Below are 17148 nucleotides of genomic sequence, written 5' to 3' on the forward strand. Positions count from 1 at the left end.
TCACGCGAGGGCCGGCCGCATCCGCCGCGAAAGGAAACGTCGACGTGCCGTCCGCCGAGCCCAAGACCGCCGCTGCCAGCTCCGGCGGCGTCCAGTCCCTCGAGCGCGCCTTCGATCTGCTGGAGCGGATGGCGGACGCCGGGGGCGAGGTCGGGCTGAGCGAACTCTCCGGCAGCAGCGGGCTGCCGCTGCCCACCATCCACCGCCTGATGCGCACCCTGGTCGCCTGCGGCTACGTACGCCAGCAGCCGAACCGCCGCTACGCGCTGGGCCCCCGGCTGATCCGGCTCGGCGAGAGCGCCTCCCGGCTGCTGGGCACCTGGGCCCGGCCCTATCTGGCCCGTCTGGTGGAGGAGACCGGCGAGACCGCGAACATGGCGCTGCTGGACGGCGACGAGGTGGTGTACGTCGCGCAGGTCCCCTCGCGCCACTCGATGCGGATGTTCACCGAGGTCGGGCGGCGGGTGCTGCCGCACACGACGGGTGTGGGCAAGGCGCTGCTCGCGGACGTGCCCGCCGACGAGGTGCGCGCGCTGCTGGCCCGCACCGGCATGCCGGCCTCCACCCAGAAGACGATCACCTCACCGGACGTCTTCCTGGAGGCTCTGGGACGCGTGCGGGAGCAGGGCTACGCGGTGGACGACAACGAGCAGGAGATAGGCGTGCGCTGCCTCGCGGTGGCCGTGCCCGACTCCCCCACGGCGGCCGCCATCTCGATCTCCGGCCCGGCCGGGCGGGTGACGGACGAGGCCACGGAGGACATCGTGCCGATCCTCAAGGAGGTCGCGGCCGAGCTGTCCGCCGAGCTGGCCGGCACGGGGTCCGCCTGACGGCACGGCCGGAGGGTACGTACGGCGCGACGGCGCGACGTTACGGGCCGCCGCCTCGCCCCCGGGCCGTCTCTTCCCCCCGGCCCCTCAGACCCTTCCCTCGACCCCTCCCCCGGTCCGCGGCGCGTCGCCGAACAGGTCGATCGCCGTACGGACCCCCCTCAGCGCGGGCGCCAGCGCGCTCACCGAGCCGAGCGCGCCCGCGATGAGCAGCAGCGAGCGGCGCAGGCGCGGCACTTCGGGCGCTCCCTCCCGCGTCATGGCGTCCAGTGCGGCGAGTTCGTCGTCCGCTATGGCCCGGTCCGGCAAGTCGGCCGGGTGGGCGGCCAGTTCGCGCCGCAGCCGGGCGACGGCCCGGCGCAGCTCCGTCGCTCTGGAATTCTCCTCGGTGCCGGCCACTCGCCTGTCTTCCACGACCGCGGCGCCCTCCACTGACCAGGCGCCGGGTGCCACCCGGAGCCCCATCTGATCGTCGGACATCACTGCCCTGCTCGCCCTCGCGCGCCTTTGCACGAAGCCTGCCCCCTTCTCCCCACGGCCCCTGAGCGCGCCGATCGGACGCGAGAGGCTGCGGATCAGTTAACGCCACTCTGCGCGCGACACGCCATACGGAGAGCGAAAATCAGACCGGGTGCGACGGGGGAGGCAACAGGAGACAGCGGGGGCCTCACGAAGGGACAAGCGGCAGACCATGCCCATGGATCACACATCGCAGGACACGCCACAGGACTCACCGCACGTCACACCGCAGGACACACCACACGTCACACCGCAGGTCGCCGGGTTGCTGCTGGCGGCCGGCGGGGGCAGGCGGCTGGGCGGGCGGCCGAAGGCCCTGCTGGTCCACCGGGGCCGGCCGCTGGTGGAGCACGCGGCGCGGGCGCTGCGGGAGGGCGGCTGCGCGCCGGTGCACATCGTGCTGGGCGCGGGCGCCGAGGCCGTACGGGCGGACGCCGAGCTGCCCGGGTGCGTGCTGGTCGACAATCCGGACTGGGCGGAGGGCATGGGCTCCTCGCTGCGGGCGGGCCTCGCCTCCCTGGCCGGTACGGGGGCGCGGGCGGCCCTGGTGATGCTGGTGGACCAGCCGGGGATCGGGGCCGCGGCGGTGGCCCGCGTGTCGGCGGCGTACCGCTCGCCGTCCTCCCTGGCGGCGGCGGTGTACGGCGGGCGGCGGGGCCATCCGGTGCTGTTCGGCGCCGAGCGGTGGGCGGGGGTCGCGGCGAGTGCGGCGGGCGACCGCGGGGCACGCGACTATCTGAAGGCGCATCAGTCGGCGATCGCGCTCGTCGACTGCTCCGACGTCGCCCGGGCGGACGACATCGACACACCTGAGGACCTGAAGCGCCTGGAGTGAGTCAACAGACCCCCACAGAACATTGAACTTCCACCATGAGGAAATTAGTATCCACTAACCAGAAGTCCATGTACCCCGAGATCCACGTACCCGAAGTCCACGTGCCCCGTCCGGTGCCGCCCGAGGAGTGACCGCCCATGTCCGCACCAGCGCCGTCCCCGCTGGCCATCGTCGACGCCGAGCCGCTCGAGCGGCAGGGCGAGGTGCTGACCGACTCGGCCCTGGCCTTCCTGGCCGAGCTCCACCACCGCTTCACCCCCCGCCGCGACGAACTCCTCGCGCGCCGCGCCGAGCGCCGCGCCGAGATCGCCCGAACCGGCACTCTTGACTTCCTCCCCGAGACCGCGCACATCCGCGAGGACCCCGACTGGCGCGTCGCCCCCGCCCCGGCCGCGCTCGACGACCGCCGGGTGGAGATCACCGGCCCCACGGACCGCAAGATGACCATCAACGCCCTCAACTCGGGCGCCAGGGTCTGGCTCGCCGACTTCGAGGACGCCTCCGCGCCGACCTGGGAGAACGTGGTCCTCGGCCAGCTCAACCTCATCGACGCCTATGAGCGCCGCATCGACTTCACCACCCCCGAGGGCAAGGCGTACGCGCTGCGCCCCGCCGACGAGCTGGCCACCGTCGTCGCCCGGCCGCGCGGCTGGCACCTGGACGAGCGCCATCTGCGGGCCGGGGACCGCGCGGTGCCCGGGGCCCTCGTCGACTTCGGGCTCTACTTCTTCCACAACGCCCGGCGCCTGCTCGACCAGGGCAAGGGCCCGTACTTCTACCTGCCCAAGACCGAGTCGCACCTCGAGGCCCGCCTCTGGAACGACATCTTCGTCTTCGCCCAGGACCACCTGGGCATTCCCCAGGGGACGATCCGCGCCACCGTGCTCATCGAGACGATCACCGCCGCGTACGAGATGGAGGAGATCCTCTACGAGCTGCGCGACCACGCCTCCGGGCTGAACGCGGGGCGCTGGGACTACCTCTTCTCCATCGTCAAGAACTTCCGCGACGCCGGGCCCGGCTTCGTCCTCCCCGACCGCAACGCCGTCACCATGACCGCCCCCTTCATGCGCGCCTACACCGAGCTGCTGGTCCGCACCTGCCACAAGCGCGGCGCCCACGCGATCGGCGGCATGGCGGCCTTCATCCCCTCCCGCCGCGACCCCGAGGTCAACGCCGTCGCCTTCGACAAGGTCAGGGCCGACAAGGACCGCGAGGCGAACGACGGCTTCGACGGCTCCTGGGTCGCCCACCCCGACCTGGTCCCGATCGCCCGCGCCTCCTTCGACGCGGTGCTCGGCGACAAGCCCCACCAGAAGGACCGGCTGCGCGAGGACGTCCACGTCACGGCGGCCGAGCTGATCGACATCGCCTCCCTGGAGGCCAAGCCCACCTCGGCGGGGCTGCGCAACGCGGTCCAGGTCGGCATCCGCTACATCGAGGCGTGGCTGCGCGGCTTGGGCGCGGTCGCCATCTTCAACCTGATGGAGGACGCCGCCACGGCCGAGATCTCCCGCTCCCAGATCTGGCAGTGGATCAACGCGGGGGTCGTCTTCGAGAACGGCGAGAAGGCGACGGCCGGCCTGGTCCGCGCGCTCGCCGCGGAGGAACTTGCCGCGATCCGCGAGGAGATCGGGGCGGACGCGTTCGCGGCGGGCAACTGGGAACAGGCCCACGATCTGCTGCTCAAGGTCGCGCTGGACGAGGACTACGCGGAGTTCCTGACGCTGCCGGCGTACGAACTGCTGCGCTGAGCGAAGCCCGGCCGGCGGCGCGGCCCTGGCGTGCGCCCGGCGGCGCGGGTCCGGGCGGCGCGGGCCCCGGTTCCGTAGCTCCCATTAGGCGTCGCAGTGGGTGGGCGGGAGGGCGCCGTCCTCGCCCGCCAGGGTCACCTCCGCGCCGCCGTCGCCGCCCTCGGCGTACGCGACCGTGCAGACCACCTGGCGCCGGGCCGTCTCGCTGAGGTCCCGCACCGCGAGCGGGAGGTGGACCAGCACGTCGCGGGGGGACCACTTCATCGCCGGCCGCTCCTTCGGCCGGGGCAGCCGGGTGCGCAGACCCGCCGCGCGCTCCCCGTCCGACGGGCCGGCGAACAGCGCGGCGAGGACCTCGTCGCCGAGCGGCGGCCCGACCGCCTGGCCACTCCAGACGGCCTGGCCGCTTCCGTCGCCCCCGACCCGCCTCGCCACCGGCATCAGACGGCCCTCGGGGGAGACGAAGAACAGGAGCAGCCGCTGCTCGTCGGCGGGGAAGACGGTGACGGTGGCGGGGCCGCCGGCCTCGATGACATCGCTCCCCCGCACCCCGCAGCCGGTCAGCGGCGCGACCGCCATGACGCAGGCCGCGGCCGCGCGGGCCGCGGCGGCACCACGGCGCTTCACTCCCTCACCTCTCCGCCGGTCACCTCTCCGCCGGTCACCTCTCCGCCGGTCAGGGGGATCTCCACGGTGAAGACGGCGCCCCCCTGCGGGCCGTTCGCCGCCCGGATCGTACCGCCGTGCAGCCGCACGTTCTCCAGGGTGATGGCGAGGCCGAGGCCGCTGCCCTCCGAGCGGGTGCGGGCGGAGTCCGCCTTGTAGAAGCGGTCGAAGATATGCGGCAGCACCTCCGGGCGGATGCCGGGGCCGCTGTCGGCGACCTCGGTGACCAGCCGCGTCCCCTCGCCGTGCGCCTCCGGCGCCCTCCGCAGCCGTACGGTCACCGGCGCGCCGCCGTGTCGCAGCGCGTTACCGACGAGGTTGGCGACGACGATGTCGAAGCGCCGCGGGTCGAGCCGGGCCCGGATGCCGTCGGGCAGCTCGGTGACGATCCGGTCCGGGTCGGTCCAGCGGCGGATCGTCAGGGTCTTGCGGATGGTCTGGGCGACGTCGACCTCGTCGGTGTTCAGCTCGGCGGCCCGGGCGTCGAAGCGGGAGATCTCCATCAGGTCCTCGACGAGGACCGCGAGCTTGCCGGTCTCCGCGCTGATCAGCCGGACGGCGGCCGCCGTGTCGGGGGCCAGCCGGGCCGCGTCCTCGTCCAGCACCTCGGTGACCGCGAGCATGCCGGCCAGCGGGGTGCGCAGCTCGTGGGAGACGTCGGAGGCGAAGCGGCGGGCGCGCGCCTCGGCGTCCCGCAGCTCGCCGACGGAGCGCTCCAGCGCGATCGCGGACTCGTTGAAGGTGCGGGCGAGGTCGGCGAGTTCGTCGCCGCCCTTGACCTGGATCCGGGTGTCGAGGCGGCCCCGGCCCATGCTCTGCGAGGCCTTCCGCAGGTCGCGGACCGGGCGCAGCACGCTGCGCGCGGCCAGCAGCGCGGGGATGATCGCCACCGCGAGCCCGGGCAGGGCCCCGTCGCGGGCGGCGGTGACCATGGACCGGACGTTGGCCTCCTCGTCGCTCAGCGGCATCACGGCGTACAGCACCAGACCGGTGGGGCGTACGGTCGTCCCGGCGCGGAAGACGGTCGGGACGGCCACGGTCAGCCAGGGCTCGCCGTGCTTCTCGACCCGCTGGAAGCCGCCGTGGGGGTTGGCGAGCGCGGCGCGGCGCAGCTGCGGGGTGATGACGGTGGACACCGGGCTGGTGCCGGAGGAGACCCGGATGGATCCGTATTCGGCGAAGACCACCCAGGGGTGGGGCTTGCCCTGCCGGGCGAGCGCGCGCAGCTGCTCCTGGAGGGACTGGGGCTCGATGGGCAGCGGGGTGGCCATGTCGCTGACCCGCTCCCGGAAGGAGGAGACGGCCGTGTCCTGGGCCTGTTCGAGGATGGCGGTGCGGGCCTTGCGGTAGGTGAGGGTCGCGGTGGTCCCGGCGCTGACCGCGGCGACCAGCAGGAAGGCGAGCACGAGCCGGGTGCGCAGCCCGGCGCGGGCTCTCCAGCGGGCCACCCGCGGGCTCACAGGGGTCCGAAGCGGTAGCCGAAGCCCCGCAGGGTCTGTATGTAACGCGGGCTGCCGGGCACGTCCTCGATCTTGTGGCGCAGCCGCCGTACGCAGGCGTCGACCAGGCGGGCGTCGCCGTGGTAGCTGTGCTCCCAGACCTGTTCGAGCAACTGCTGGCGGCTGAAGACCTGTTCGGGCGCGGCGGTCAGGTAGAGCAGCAGCCTCAGCTCGGAGGGGGCGAGCGCGAGGCGTTCGCCGGCCTTGGCCACGGTCAGCCCGGCGCGGTCGATGGCGAGGTCGCCGTGGAACTCGACGGCGGGGCGGCCGCCGGGCTCCTCGATGCGGCGCAGCACGGCCCGGATGCGGGCCTCGATGACCTCGGTGCGGGCGGGTTTGACGATGTAGTCGTCGGCCCCGGCCTCCAGCCCGACGACCACGTCGAAGTCGTCGCCGCGCGCGGTGAGCATGATGATCGGGAGCTGGCTGCCCTCGCGGACCCGACGGCACACCTGGACCCCGTTGACACCGGGCAGCATGAGGTCCAGGAGCAGCAGATCGGGCCGGAACTCCTGGATGGCGGTGAGTCCGGCCTCGCCGGTGGCGGCGGTGCGCACCTCGTGCCCGCGGCGGCGCAGGCCGAGTTCGATCCCTTCGCGGACGGAGGGGTCGTCTTCTACGAGAAGGACGCGTGGCATGTGCGGAGTATTCCATTCCAGCAGGTGGGGGGCGGTACGTGGGGTCAGGCGCGGCGGCCGAGCCTGCGGGCCAGGGACCGCCGGGCGGCGTCCAGTTCGGTCAGCCGCATCGGGCCGGCCAGGGTCGCGAAGACCAGCAGGATGGCCGCCGCGCCCACCGCCGCGGCGGCGAACGGCCCCAGGGGCGTGGCGCGGGTGGCCGCGAACTCGCCGAGGGCGGCGGCCGGCAGGGCCGCCAGCAGCAGCCTGGCCAGCGCGGCCACGGACGGCGAGCGCCACAGCCCGGCGCGCCGTGCCCGGGCCCTCGCCCTCGCCCTCGCCTTGCGACGCCTGCCCGGTGGGGCGGCCGTCGGCGGGAGCCTGCGGTTCAGCACGTACGCGGTGACCGCCCAGCCCGCGTACAGCGCCACCGAGTAGGCCCCGGCCATCCCGGTGACCGCCCACCGCGCGGGCAGCAGCAGATAAGCGGCCACGGACAGCCCGGCGTTGAGCCCGGAGATCACCAGGTTGAGCAGGAAGGGCGTGCGGGTGTCGGAGAGCGCGTAGAAGGCGCGGGAGAGGACGTACTGCCCGGAGAAGGCCACGAGGCCGGGCGCGAACGCCATCAGCGTCCCCGCCATGGCCGCGATGTCGTCGGCGTCGGTCCTGCCGTACTGGAAGACCGCCGCCATCACCGGCCCGGCGAGCGCGTAGAGCGCGCAGGCGGCGGGAACGACGGCGGCGGCGCTGCCGCGCAGGGCGTACGACACGTCCCGCCGCACGGCGGCCAGGTCGCCGTCGGCCGCCGCCCCGCTCATCCGCGGCATCAGCGCGGTGACCAGCGAGACGGTCACGATCCCGTGCGGCACGGCCCACAGCAGATACGCGTTGTTGTACGCGCTGAACCCGGCGCCGTCGGTCCCCGCGGCCGCGGCGCGCTCCCCGGCCATGGTGGCCAGCCAGGTCACCGCCCAGTACGCGAGCTGGTTGGTGAACACCAGCAGCACCAGCCAGCCGGCCGAGCGCAGCGGCCGGGACAGCCCGCTGCCCCGCCAGTCGAACCGCGGCCGCCAGCGGAAGCGCGCCGCGCGCAGGGACGGCAGCAGCGCCAGCGCCTGGGCGGCGATGCCCGCGGTGGTGCCCCAGCCGAGCAGCGCGGTCTCGCCGGGGGTGAGCGTGCCGCCGGTGGCGGCGGTCGCCAGGTACAGGGCGAAGACGGCGATGACGACGACGTTGTTGAGGACCGGGGTCCACATCATCGCGCCGAACCGGCCCCGGGCGTTCAGCACTTGCCCGAGCAGGGTGAACAGGCCGAGGAAGAAGATCTGCGGCAGGCAGTAGCGGGCGAAGGCGACCGTCATGGTGGCCTGCGCGCCCGTGTAGTCGGTGTACGCCGCGACGATTGCGGGCGCGGCGATCACGGCCCCCGCCGTGATCAGCAGCAGGGCCGTCGTGCAGACGGTGAGCAGCCGATCGGTGTACGCGGCCCCGCCGTCGGCGTGCTCCTTGGCTGCCTTGACCAGCTCGGGCACGAAGACGGCGTTGAGCGCGCCGCCCAGGAGCAGGGTGTAGAGGATGTTGGGCACCGAGTTGCCGACCGCGTAGCCGTCGGCGGCAAGACCCACGCCCAGGGCCGCGGCGACGACGGCGGAGCGTACGAATCCGGTGGCGCGGGAGACCAGGGAACCGGCGGCCATGAGGGCCCCGCTGCGCAGCACGGACGCGGACCGCCCGGCCCCCTCGGCCGCGCCGCCCGCCTGGGCCGCCTCACCCGCCTGGGTCACGTCCGCCGCCCCGTCCACCTGGGTCACGTCCGCCGCGTCGGCCGGCGGGGGCGGCGGGCTCGCAGGGCCGGCGGGGCCGGCGGGGCTCGTGGGGGCGCTCATCGGCGGGCCAGGTACAGCTGGAAGGCGCGATGGAGCGCGTGGTTGGCGGTGCCGCTCAATGGTGTCTCCCACTCCCCCAGCGTCTCGACGGCCTGCCCTCCGGTGCCGAGCTTCCAGCGCAGCAGCCCGAACGGGCGGTCGTCGGGGTCGAGTGTGGAGGGTACCCCGCGCATGTCGTACACCTCCGCGCCCTGGGCGTGGGCGTCCAGCATCATCTGCCACTGGAGGGCGTTGGAGGGGCGGACCTCGCGGCGGTGGTCGGCCGAGGCGCCGGTCTGGTACCAGACCCGCCGGCCCACCGTGATCATGGTGTGGGCGGCGAGGATCTCGCCCCGGTGCCGGGCGAGGTAGAGCCTCATCCGGCCCGGCTGCTCGGCGTTGAGGGCCGCGTACTGGCGCTCGTAGTACGCCAGGGAGCGGCCGAGGCGGAAGCCGTCGCGCTCCTCGGTGATCCGCAGCAGCCGGTAGAACTCCGGGAGTTCGGCGGGCCCGCCCAGCTCCACCCGCACGCCCGACTTGTGGGCCCGGCGGATGTTGCGCCGCCACTCCTGGTTCAGCCCGCTCCACAGGTCCTCGGGCCCGCGCCCGGCCAGCGGCACCCGGAAGACGTAGCGGGGCTGCGCGTCCCCGGCCGCCTCCCCGTCGTCGCCGCAGCGCCGCCAGCCGCGGGCCCGCAGCCGCTCGGCCACCGCGGTGCCCAGCGGATCGACCTCGCAGGCGAGCACGTCGGACAGGCGGCGCCCGGGGCCGGTGTGCGCCTTGAGCGCGGCGGCGTTCCAGCTGCGGTAGGCGGGCGTGGGCCCGATGCGCACGGCGAACGCGCCGCAGGAGCGCAGATGGCGCAGCAGCGGGGCGAGCCAGCCGTCGATGTCCGGGTCGGTCCAGTCGGCGACGGGCCCCTCGGGCAGATAGGCGAAGTACTTCCGGGTGCCGGGGAACTGGCGCAGCAGCACCAGCGCCACTCCGCTGAGCTCCCCCGCGCCGGGGCCGCTCTCCGGGCCCCAGCCGAGCAGCCGGGCCTGCCAGCCCTGCTTCACCTCGGCCCAGGACGGGCACTGCAGAAAGCCCGGGCCCAGAGCGGAGCCGGTGCGGGATGCCAGAAAGGCGCGGTACGCCTCGGGGTCGACGGGGCCCAGCCGGACGTCCTGCCGACGGCAGCCGGCCGTCACGAGCAGCGCTGACACTGCACCTCCTCGGGTGCCGTTTTCGATGGGAACGCGAGGAAGGTTCACAGCCGCCAATGACCGCGCCGCGCGGCCAATGTGACCGGACGATGACCGTTTCTCTGCAGCTTCCGTCACATGACCGCCACGGCCACTTCCGGCGCCTTTCGCGGCTTAGAGTCCCGAGCGTCCCGTCATCTCCCTTCACTCCACGGAGGTTTCCGTTGCGCCAGATACGTGTGGGCGCCACCGCCACCGCCACGGCCGCCGCCCTGCTGGCCGCCGCGCTGACCGGCTGTTCCTCCGGCGGCTCGGCCCCGGCGAAGGCGGACGCGAAGGTCGGCGGCGGAGGCCGGGACGGCAAGGCGGTGACGGTCACCGTCACACCCCGGCGGGCCGGCGAGCCGGTCAAGGTCGCCGCGAGCGGCGGCACCCTCGACTCGGTGACCGTCACCGACGGCCGGGGCGGCAGGCTCACCGGCACGATGTCGCGGCACGGCCGGATCTGGACCTCGGACCGCAACGCCGCGCCCGGCACCACCTACACCGTCAAGGCGACCACCCGCGCCGAGGGCGGCACGGCGGGCAGCGCCCGGTCCTCCTTCACCACCCCCGCCGCGGACCTGGTCAACAAGGTGGACTGGCGGCCGGGCGACGCCACCACGGTCGGCGTGGCACAGCCGATCTCCCTGGTCTTCGACCGCCCGGTGAAGGACAAGGCGGCCGTGGAGAAGCAGCTCGAGGTCACCACCTCGAACAACACCGAGGGGTCGTGGGGCTGGATGAAGGACCGGTCCGGCAAGGACCGGGTGGACTGGCGGCCCAAGGAGTACTGGCGCCCCGGCACCAAAGTCACCCTGGACGCCCGGCTGAACGGCACCGACTCGGGCGAGGGCGGCGGCTGGTTCGTCCGCGACTACAAGCTCGGCTTCACCATCGGCGCCCGGCAGGTGGTCAAGGTCGACCTCGACAGCAAGCGGCTCACCCTGGAGCGCGACGGCAAGGCGGTGCGCACCTTCCCGGTCTCCGGCGGCACCCCCGGCCCCGACACCGGCTCCTGGCGGGGCACGGAGGTGCTGATGGCCAAGGAGGGCACCATCCGGATGAACTCCGAGACCGTCGGCCTCGGCAACGCCTACGACGAGATGGTCGACTACTCGATGCGGCTGACCTGGTCGGGGACGTACGCGCACGCCGCGCCCTGGAACGCGGCCTACTTCGGCAAGGCCAACAGGAGCCACGGCTGCATCGGCATGAGCGACGCCGACGCGGCATGGCTGTACGAGCGCGCCCGGGTCGGCGACCCGTTCGAGGTCAAGGGCGCGGAGACCAAGGGGCGGGTGGCGCTGAACAACGGCTTCGGCGACTGGAACGTCGGGTGGGAGGAGTGGCGGGCCAAGAGCGCCCTGCGCTGAGCGCGCGGCGGCCACGGACCCCCGGCCGGGAGCCGTCCTTCCCGGCCACCACTCGGCTCCGTCCCTCTCCCCCGTCTCAGGCGTCGGCGGCGATACGGGCGAGGCGGCGGGCCTCGTCGCGGGCGCGCCGGGCGATGTCGTCCTCGTCGGCGGTGACCAGCCGGCCCGCCTCCACCACCGGGCGGCCGTTCACCAGGGACAGGGTCACCGGCGCCGGCGCGCCGAGGACCAGCGCCGCGACCGGGTCGGCGATCGTGGAGTGGCCGAGCCCGTCCAGCTTCCACAGCACCAGGTCGGCCAGCTTGCCCGACTCCAGGGAGCCGATCTCGTCCTGGCGGCCGAGCACCCGAGCCCCGCCGTAGGTGCCCAGGCGCAGCGCCTGACGGACGTTCAGCGCCGCCTCCCGGTGCGGGCCCAGCCGGCCCACCAGCAGGGCGTTGCGCAGTTCGGTGTGCAGCTCGCCGGACTCGTTGGAGGCGGTGCCGTCCACGCCCAGGCCCACCGGCACCCCGGCGGCCAGCAGGTCGGGGACGCGCGCGAGGCCCGCGGCCAGGCGGGCGTTGGAGGAGGGGCAGTGTGCCACGCCGGTGCCGGTGCGGGCGAAGGCGGCGATGTCGTCGTCGGTCATGTGGACGCAGTGCGCCATCCACACGTCCTCGCCCAGCCAGCCCGTCGACTCGAAGTAGTCGGTCGGGCCCATCCCGAACTTCTCGTGGCAGAACTTCTCCTCCTCCACCGTCTCCGAGCCGTGGGTGTGCAGCCGTACGCCCTTGCGGCGGGCCAGGGCCGCGGCCTCGCGGAGCAGTTCGGTGGACACGGAGAAGGGCGAGCAGGGCGCGACCGCGATCCGCAGCATGGAGTCGAAGGACGGGTCGTGGTGGGTGTCGACCGCTTCCTCGGTGGCGCGCAGCGCCTCTTCTATGCTCTCGACGGCGAAGTCCGGCGGCAGCCCGCCGCTCGATTCGCCGAGGTCCATGGAGCCGCGTGCGGCCGTGAACCGCACGCCCAGCTCGCGGGCCGCGCGGATCTCGGCGCCCAGCAGATCGCCCGCGCCGCGCGGGAAGACGTAGTGGTGGTCCATGGCGCAGGTGACGCCGCCGCGGACCATCATGGCCAGCGACGCGCGCGCCGCCTCGTACACCATCGGCTCGTCGATCCGCGCCCAGGTCGGGTAGAGCGCGACCAGCCAGTCGAAGAGGTTGCTGTCCTGGGCCAGGCCGCGGGTGAGCCACTGGTAGAAGTGGTGGTGGGTGTTGACCAGGCCGGGGGTCGCCAGGTGTCCGGTGCCGTCGATCCGGCGGACCACCCCGTCGAGACCGGCGGGCGCGGGGCCGGCGCCCACCGCCTCCAGTCGGTTGCCCGCGACGACGACATGGCCGTCGGCGTGCTCGGTGCCGTGGGCGTCCACGGTCGCGACGGCGCAGTTCTCGATGACGATGCGGTTCACGTGGGGAGCGCCCTTCAGTCGGTGGCGATCCGGGGCGGGACGCCGTCCCGCAGGACCGTGGCCTCGATGAGGCCGTATGGCCGGTCGGCGGCGAAGTACACCTCATTGTCGTTCTCGAGCCCGAAGGGCTCCAGATCGACCAGGAAGTGGTGCTTGTTGGGCAGCGAGAGCCGTATCTCGTCGATCGCGGGAGAGTTCTCGATCACGCGCTCGCCCATCCGGTACAGCGTCTGCTGGAGCGAGAGCGAGTACGTCTCGGCGAAGGCGGCCAGCAGGTCGCGTCTGGCCCCGGCGTACGCCCGGTCCCAGTCCGGCGCCGGCTCGCGCTCGTCGCTCCAGCCGTAGCGCCACCGGGCGTGTACGTCGGTGGCGAGGATGCGGTCGCGCGCCTCCGGGAGGGTGGTGTACTCGTCCTTGACGAACCCCCGGAACTCCGAGTCGGTGGAGTTCAGGACGGTCAGGTCGGTCAGCCCGGAGACCACCTCCCACCGCTCGCCGTCGTGGACCACCTGGGTGGTGCGGGTCTCCTGGCCCCGGCGCACGAAGGAGTGCCGGGGCGTCCCGGGGGTCTCGATCCGGTCCCAGCCGTACTCCTCGATCCGGATCCGGGCGGTGTGGATGGCGGCCTGGCCGGTGACGAAGTGGCGGGCGAGCCGGATGGCGAACTGCTCGGGCGAGGCGATGCCGTGCCGCTTGGCGAAGGCGAACACGGTGTTCTTGGTGGTGTCGGTCGGCAGGACGTTGGCGTTGCTGCCGGAGAGGTGGACCTCGTCCATGTCGCCGGAGAGCGCCACCGACACGCTGAGGTCCTTGATGTGGTGGACGGGTCCGTCCCGCACGATCCTGACGACGCGGGTTTCCGCCTTGCCGTACTGGTTCTGGCCGAGCGTGGGCATCGGTGCTAGCTCCCTCGGTATACGGAGTAGCCGAACGGGTTGAGCAGCAGGGGCACGTGGTAGTGCTGCCCGGGCTCGACGGCGAAGACCACCGCCACCTCCGGGAAGAAGGCTCCGGCGCGCCGCCCGCCTGCCGACGCGTGTCCGGCGCGGTCCAGGTACGGCTCGACCTCGAACCGCAGCCGCGCGTGGGCGGTGGACCCGGGGAGGGCGGGCAGGTCCTTGCAGCGGCCGTCGGCGTCGGTCCTGGAGACGGCGTGGGCCGTCCAGGGCGCGTCGCCCGCGGGGCGGACGGACAGCTCGACGGCCACGCCGGCGGCCGGGCGGCCGAGGGTGGTGTCCAGGATGTGCGTGGACACGGAGGTGCGCGCGCCGGATGCCGTGGCCATCACCCCTGCCCTCCTTCTTCCCGCTCGTCCCTGACGCCCTCGTCCCTGACGTCCTCGTACCGGAGACCCTCATCGCCTACGAGCCGGGCCAGCCGGATGCGATTGATCCTGCCCAGCTCGGTGCGGACGATGTCGCGTTCGGTGTCCGGGTCGTTGCCGATCCGCCTTTTGAGCGCCGCCAGCATCTCCTGGCCACCGCGCCCGGTGGCGCAGATGAGGAAGACATGCCCGTGGCGCTCCTGGTAGGCCAGGTTCAGTTCCAGCAGCTCCGCGCGCTCGGCCTCCCCCACCCCGCTCTGCTCACGCGCCGAGGCGGCGTCGCCGGGGCGCGGCCGCCCGATGGGCGGGTGCCCGGCCATCGCCTCGGCGAGGTCGGCGTCGGTCAGCCCCGCCACGGCGTCCTCGGCAGCGGCCAGCAGCGCGGCCACGCTGCCGTACGGCCGTCCGGCGGCCACCGCCGCCGCCCACGCCCGGCTGGCGCACACCTCGCGCAGCAGCGCGGCCACGCCCGGCTCGTCCGCTGCGTTGAACCGGGCCAGCCCCGGCGGAGCGCTGGAAGTCACACCGGCAAGCTAGGAGCCGCCCCCGACGAGCGTCAACAGTTTGTTGAAAAGTTGCTGCCGCGGCGCGCCGCCACGCCCGCCCGGACGGCGGCCCCCGGGCCGGAAATCAGCGTGCCCGACGGCTGTACGGCGGGGCAGGATGAGCCCCATGAGCGATGAGGCGCACGCGGTGAGCGGACGGGAGACGGCCGGCGCGGGGCGTCCGCTGGCCCTGGTCACCGGGGCGGGCCGGCGGGAGGGCATCGCCGCGGCCGTCGCCCTGGGCCTGGCGGAGACCGGCTGGGACGTGGCCTTCAGCCACTGGGCGCCGTACGACCGCAGGATGCCCTGGGGAGAGCAGCCGGAGGCCGCCGGGGAGCTGCGCGAGCGGCTGGGCGGGCTCGGAGCGCGCTCGATGGCGATCGAGGCCGACCTGAGCGACCCGTCCGTCCCGGCGGAGCTGTTCGACGCGGTCGAGAAGGAGCTGGGCCAGGTCACCGCCCTGGTGCTCTGCCACTGCGAATCCGTCGACTCGGGCCTGCTGAACACCTCCCTCGAGAGCTTCGACCTGCACTTCGCGGTCAACGCGCGGGCGACCTGGCTGCTGATCAAGGAGTACGGGCTGAGGTTCCGCGGCACCCCGGGCACCGGCCGCATCGTCAGCCTGACCAGCGACCACACGGCGGGCAACCTCCCCTACGGAGCCAGCAAGGGGGCCATGGACCGCATCACCCTGGCCGCCGCCCGCGAGCTCGCCCACCTCGGCGTGACCGCGAACGCCGTCAACCCCGGGCCGACGGACACCGGCTGGATGACCGAGCAGCAGAAGGCCGACCTCGCCCGCGCCACCCCGCTGGGCCGCCTCGGAATGCCCCAGGACTGCGCCAACCTGGTCACCTTCCTGTGCTCCGAACGGGGCGGCTGGGTCAACGGCCAACTGCTGCACAGCAACGGCGGCCTGGCCTGAACACCCCCGGTGCCGCCCCAGGCCCGGCCGCGCGGACTGCCCCCTACGCGCCGCCCGCCCCACCCCGCTCTTCCGGGCCACCCGCGCCGGGTCCGGCCGCCCGCTCGGCGTTCTCGCGGTTGAGGTAGTTGTAGACCGTGAAGCGGCTGACGCCGAGCGCGGTGGCGACCGTCTCCACGCCGTGGCGCATCGAGAACGCGCCGCGCTGTTCGAGGACGCGGACGACGGACTGCTTGGTTCTGCGGTCCAGGTCACGCAGCGGAACGCCGTGGCGGCGGCGGAGCTCGGCGAGGATGTGGTCGAGCGAGGCGGACAAGTGAGGGAGGCGCACGGCCACGACCGCCCGGCCCTCCCAGGAGAGGACCACGTCGTCGCCCTGGGCGCGGTCCGGGGCGATCAGCTCGCCGCCTATGGCGTCCACCAGCGGCTTGACGGCGGTGACGAAGGGCTCGTCGGCGGGAGGGGTCACCTGCCCCCCTCCCCCGGCCCGCCCCGGGCCGCGGCCGCGTCCGCGTCGGTATCCGCGTCCGTGTCCGTGTCCCCGTCCATGTCCGCTTCCGCGTCCGCGTCCGCGATGACGTTCACCTGGAGCGAGACCCGGGTGGCGCCCGCCGCCAAGGAGGTGCGGAGCAGCTCGTCGATGGTGGCCAGCACGCTCTCCGCCCGGCCCTCCGCCGTGTTGCCGAACGGGCCGACGTCGACGGAGTCCAGCGCGGCACCCTGCACGATCCCGCGGGCCGCCACCGCGTGCGGGGGCACCTCGTCGAGGTCGAACGGCTCGGTGGTGAACTCAACCCTCAGTCTCACGCCGACAACCTACTGCGTCCGCGTGGCGGGCGTCACCAGCCGTCCCCGGGCCCGGCGAGGGCCTTGGCACGGCGCCTTAACACGGCGGTCGGCCCGCCGGGCACGGAACCCCCAACTCGCTGCCGGGAGCCGCCCGCTTCATGGAGCATGGGCCGATACCTCTCGGAGCGATCTCCTCGGAGGAGCAGATGACAGAGAGCGTGCCGGTGCGCTGCCCCGCCTGCCGCCGCGAGCAGTCGTTCACCCCGCCCACCTACCCGTGCTCGTGCGGGGCGCCGCTCACCCTGCCCGTGCTGCGCGACGGCATCCCGCAGGAGATCGGACACCGTACCTGGGAGGACACCTGGGTGGTGGCCACCTGCGCCATGTGCGGCCTGCAGGGCCACTGGCCCCAGCCGGAGTTCGGCTGCGCGTGCGGCGCGCTGGTGCGCGTGCCGGTGGCGCCGGCGCCCGCGGACCGGGCCACGGACCGCCCCGCGGACCGGCCCCCGGCCGCGCCGCGCCCGGCCTTCCGGCCGGTGACGATCCGTACCGCGCGGGACGCGGTGACCGCCGCCGCGCAGTATCTGACGTGGCTGGGCTTCCGGGAGGTGCGGAGGCCAGAGGGCAAGGCGGCGTCCGTGGACCTGTGCGGGCCGGGCCTGGTCGCCCGGGTGGACCCGACCACCCGGCCCACCTCGCTGCGCGACGTCGAGTGCCTGTGGCTGACCGCGCTCAACGAGTCCGCCGCCGGCGTCTTCTTCTCGCTCGCGGGCTATGCCAGGGACGCGCGGGCGCGCGCCGACGCGCTGCACATCCCGCTGTTCGTCATGGATCTGACCGGCACCCCACAGCCCGTCAACGATCCGGCGGACTCGCTGACCCGGGTGGGCCCTGCCGAGCGGTGAGCCAAGACGGCGGGGATCGGAGGCGGCGG

17 protein-coding genes and 1 pseudogene are annotated in these 17148 nt (G+C 73.9%); 6 read left to right on the top strand and 12 right to left on the bottom strand.

Annotated elements, in window-relative coordinates:
* Window positions 1-44 precede the first annotated feature (44 nt).
* Window positions 45-830, top strand: coding sequence for an IclR family transcriptional regulator (locus tag ABFY07_RS26425; protein WP_346176876.1), 786 nt, complete (start codon window positions 45-47; stop codon window positions 828-830).
* Window positions 831-917: 87 nt separating this feature from the next.
* Here the strand turns inward: ABFY07_RS26425 and ABFY07_RS26430 are convergent, their stop codons facing one another.
* Window positions 918-1310, bottom strand: coding sequence for a DUF5955 family protein (locus tag ABFY07_RS26430; protein WP_428837007.1), 393 nt, complete (start codon window positions 1308-1310; stop codon window positions 918-920).
* Window positions 1311-1527: 217 nt separating this feature from the next.
* On the opposite strand from ABFY07_RS26430, the gene ABFY07_RS26435 reads away from it, so the two are divergent.
* Together ABFY07_RS26435 and aceB are read left to right on the top strand one after the other, a co-directional pair.
* A complete protein-coding gene (locus tag ABFY07_RS26435; RefSeq protein ID WP_428837008.1) occupies window positions 1528-2184 on the top strand; it encodes a nucleotidyltransferase family protein in 657 nt (218 codons plus the stop codon).
* Between the two features lie 137 nt (window positions 2185-2321).
* Window positions 2322-3938, top strand: coding sequence for a malate synthase A (gene aceB / locus ABFY07_RS26440; RefSeq protein WP_346176877.1), 1617 nt, complete (start codon window positions 2322-2324; stop codon window positions 3936-3938).
* An 84-nt stretch (window positions 3939-4022) separates the two neighbouring features.
* On the opposite strand, the gene ABFY07_RS26445 is transcribed toward aceB, so the two are convergent.
* The 5 genes from ABFY07_RS26445 to ABFY07_RS26465 all read right to left on the bottom strand — a co-directional run bounded on the left by ABFY07_RS26445 (window position 4023) and on the right by ABFY07_RS26465 (window position 9790).
* Window positions 4023-4565, bottom strand: coding sequence for a hypothetical protein (locus ABFY07_RS26445; RefSeq protein ID WP_346176878.1), 543 nt, complete (start codon window positions 4563-4565; stop codon window positions 4023-4025).
* Window positions 4562-6052, bottom strand: a complete 1491-nt coding sequence (locus tag ABFY07_RS26450) for an ATP-binding protein (RefSeq protein ID WP_346176879.1) — start codon at window positions 6050-6052, stop codon at window positions 4562-4564. Before ABFY07_RS26450 ends, ABFY07_RS26445 begins: the two co-directional genes overlap by 4 nt.
* An 8-nt stretch (window positions 6053-6060) precedes the next feature.
* Window positions 6061-6741, bottom strand: coding sequence for a response regulator (locus ABFY07_RS26455; protein WP_346176880.1), 681 nt, complete (start codon window positions 6739-6741; stop codon window positions 6061-6063).
* A gap of 44 nt (window positions 6742-6785) precedes the next feature.
* Window positions 6786-8417 carry a murein biosynthesis integral membrane protein MurJ gene (gene murJ / locus ABFY07_RS26460; RefSeq protein ID WP_428837012.1) on the bottom strand — a complete coding sequence of 544 codons (1632 nt, stop codon included), beginning with the start codon at window positions 8415-8417 and terminating at the stop codon, window positions 6786-6788.
* Window positions 8418-8602: 185 nt separating this feature from the next.
* The gene (locus ABFY07_RS26465; RefSeq protein WP_346176882.1) at window positions 8603-9790 is read right to left on the bottom strand and encodes a lipid II:glycine glycyltransferase FemX; all 1188 of its coding nucleotides are present in this window, start codon (window positions 9788-9790) and stop codon (window positions 8603-8605) included.
* A 203-nt stretch (window positions 9791-9993) separates the two neighbouring features.
* On the opposite strand from ABFY07_RS26465, the gene ABFY07_RS26470 reads away from it, so the two are divergent.
* Window positions 9994-11184: a L,D-transpeptidase gene (locus ABFY07_RS26470; RefSeq protein WP_346176883.1), complete on the top strand. Its 1191-nt coding sequence runs from the start codon at window positions 9994-9996 to the stop codon at window positions 11182-11184.
* A 76-nt stretch (window positions 11185-11260) separates the two neighbouring features.
* Here ABFY07_RS26470 and ABFY07_RS26475 read toward each other — a convergent pair whose 3' ends face one another.
* Genes ABFY07_RS26475 through uraD form a run of 4 tightly spaced genes read right to left on the bottom strand, consistent with a single transcriptional unit; the run spans window position 11261 to window position 14479 of the window.
* Window positions 11261-12631 (bottom strand): 8-oxoguanine deaminase, encoded by a 1371-nt coding sequence (locus ABFY07_RS26475; protein WP_346176884.1) that lies wholly within the window; start codon window positions 12629-12631, stop codon window positions 11261-11263.
* A gap of 14 nt (window positions 12632-12645) precedes the next feature.
* A complete protein-coding gene (pucL, locus tag ABFY07_RS26480) occupies window positions 12646-13527 on the bottom strand; it encodes a factor-independent urate hydroxylase (protein WP_346176885.1) in 882 nt (293 codons plus the stop codon).
* Between the two features lie 5 nt (window positions 13528-13532).
* Window positions 13533-13916: a hydroxyisourate hydrolase gene (gene uraH / locus ABFY07_RS26485; RefSeq protein ID WP_346176886.1), complete on the bottom strand. Its 384-nt coding sequence runs from the start codon at window positions 13914-13916 to the stop codon at window positions 13533-13535.
* On the bottom strand, window positions 13916-14479 hold the full coding sequence (uraD, locus tag ABFY07_RS26490) for a 2-oxo-4-hydroxy-4-carboxy-5-ureidoimidazoline decarboxylase (RefSeq protein ID WP_346176887.1): 564 nt from the start codon (window positions 14477-14479) through the stop codon (window positions 13916-13918). The genes uraH and uraD overlap by 1 nt, the downstream gene beginning before the upstream one ends.
* A 139-nt stretch (window positions 14480-14618) precedes the next feature.
* On the opposite strand from uraD, the gene ABFY07_RS26495 reads away from it, so the two are divergent.
* A complete protein-coding gene (locus ABFY07_RS26495) occupies window positions 14619-15425 on the top strand; it encodes an SDR family oxidoreductase (RefSeq protein ID WP_428837009.1) in 807 nt (268 codons plus the stop codon).
* 43 nt (window positions 15426-15468) lie between these two features.
* Here the strand turns inward: ABFY07_RS26495 and ABFY07_RS26500 are convergent, their stop codons facing one another.
* A complete protein-coding gene (locus tag ABFY07_RS26500; RefSeq protein WP_065965642.1) occupies window positions 15469-15894 on the bottom strand; it encodes a helix-turn-helix domain-containing protein in 426 nt (141 codons plus the stop codon).
* 98 nt (window positions 15895-15992) lie between these two features.
* Window positions 15993-16232: pseudogene (locus tag ABFY07_RS26505) on the bottom strand (hypothetical protein); the annotation flags it as partial.
* A 188-nt stretch (window positions 16233-16420) separates the two neighbouring features.
* Between ABFY07_RS26505 and ABFY07_RS26510 the strand changes: the two are divergent.
* Window positions 16421-17119 (top strand): hypothetical protein, encoded by a 699-nt coding sequence (locus tag ABFY07_RS26510; RefSeq protein ID WP_346176889.1) that lies wholly within the window; start codon window positions 16421-16423, stop codon window positions 17117-17119.
* The last annotated feature ends 29 nt before the right edge of the window (window positions 17120-17148 follow it).

Origin of the sequence: Streptomyces sparsogenes subsp. cuspidosporus, from assembly GCF_039532705.1 — a bacterium.
Lineage (GTDB): Bacteria > Actinomycetota > Actinomycetes > Streptomycetales > Streptomycetaceae > Streptomyces > Streptomyces sparsogenes.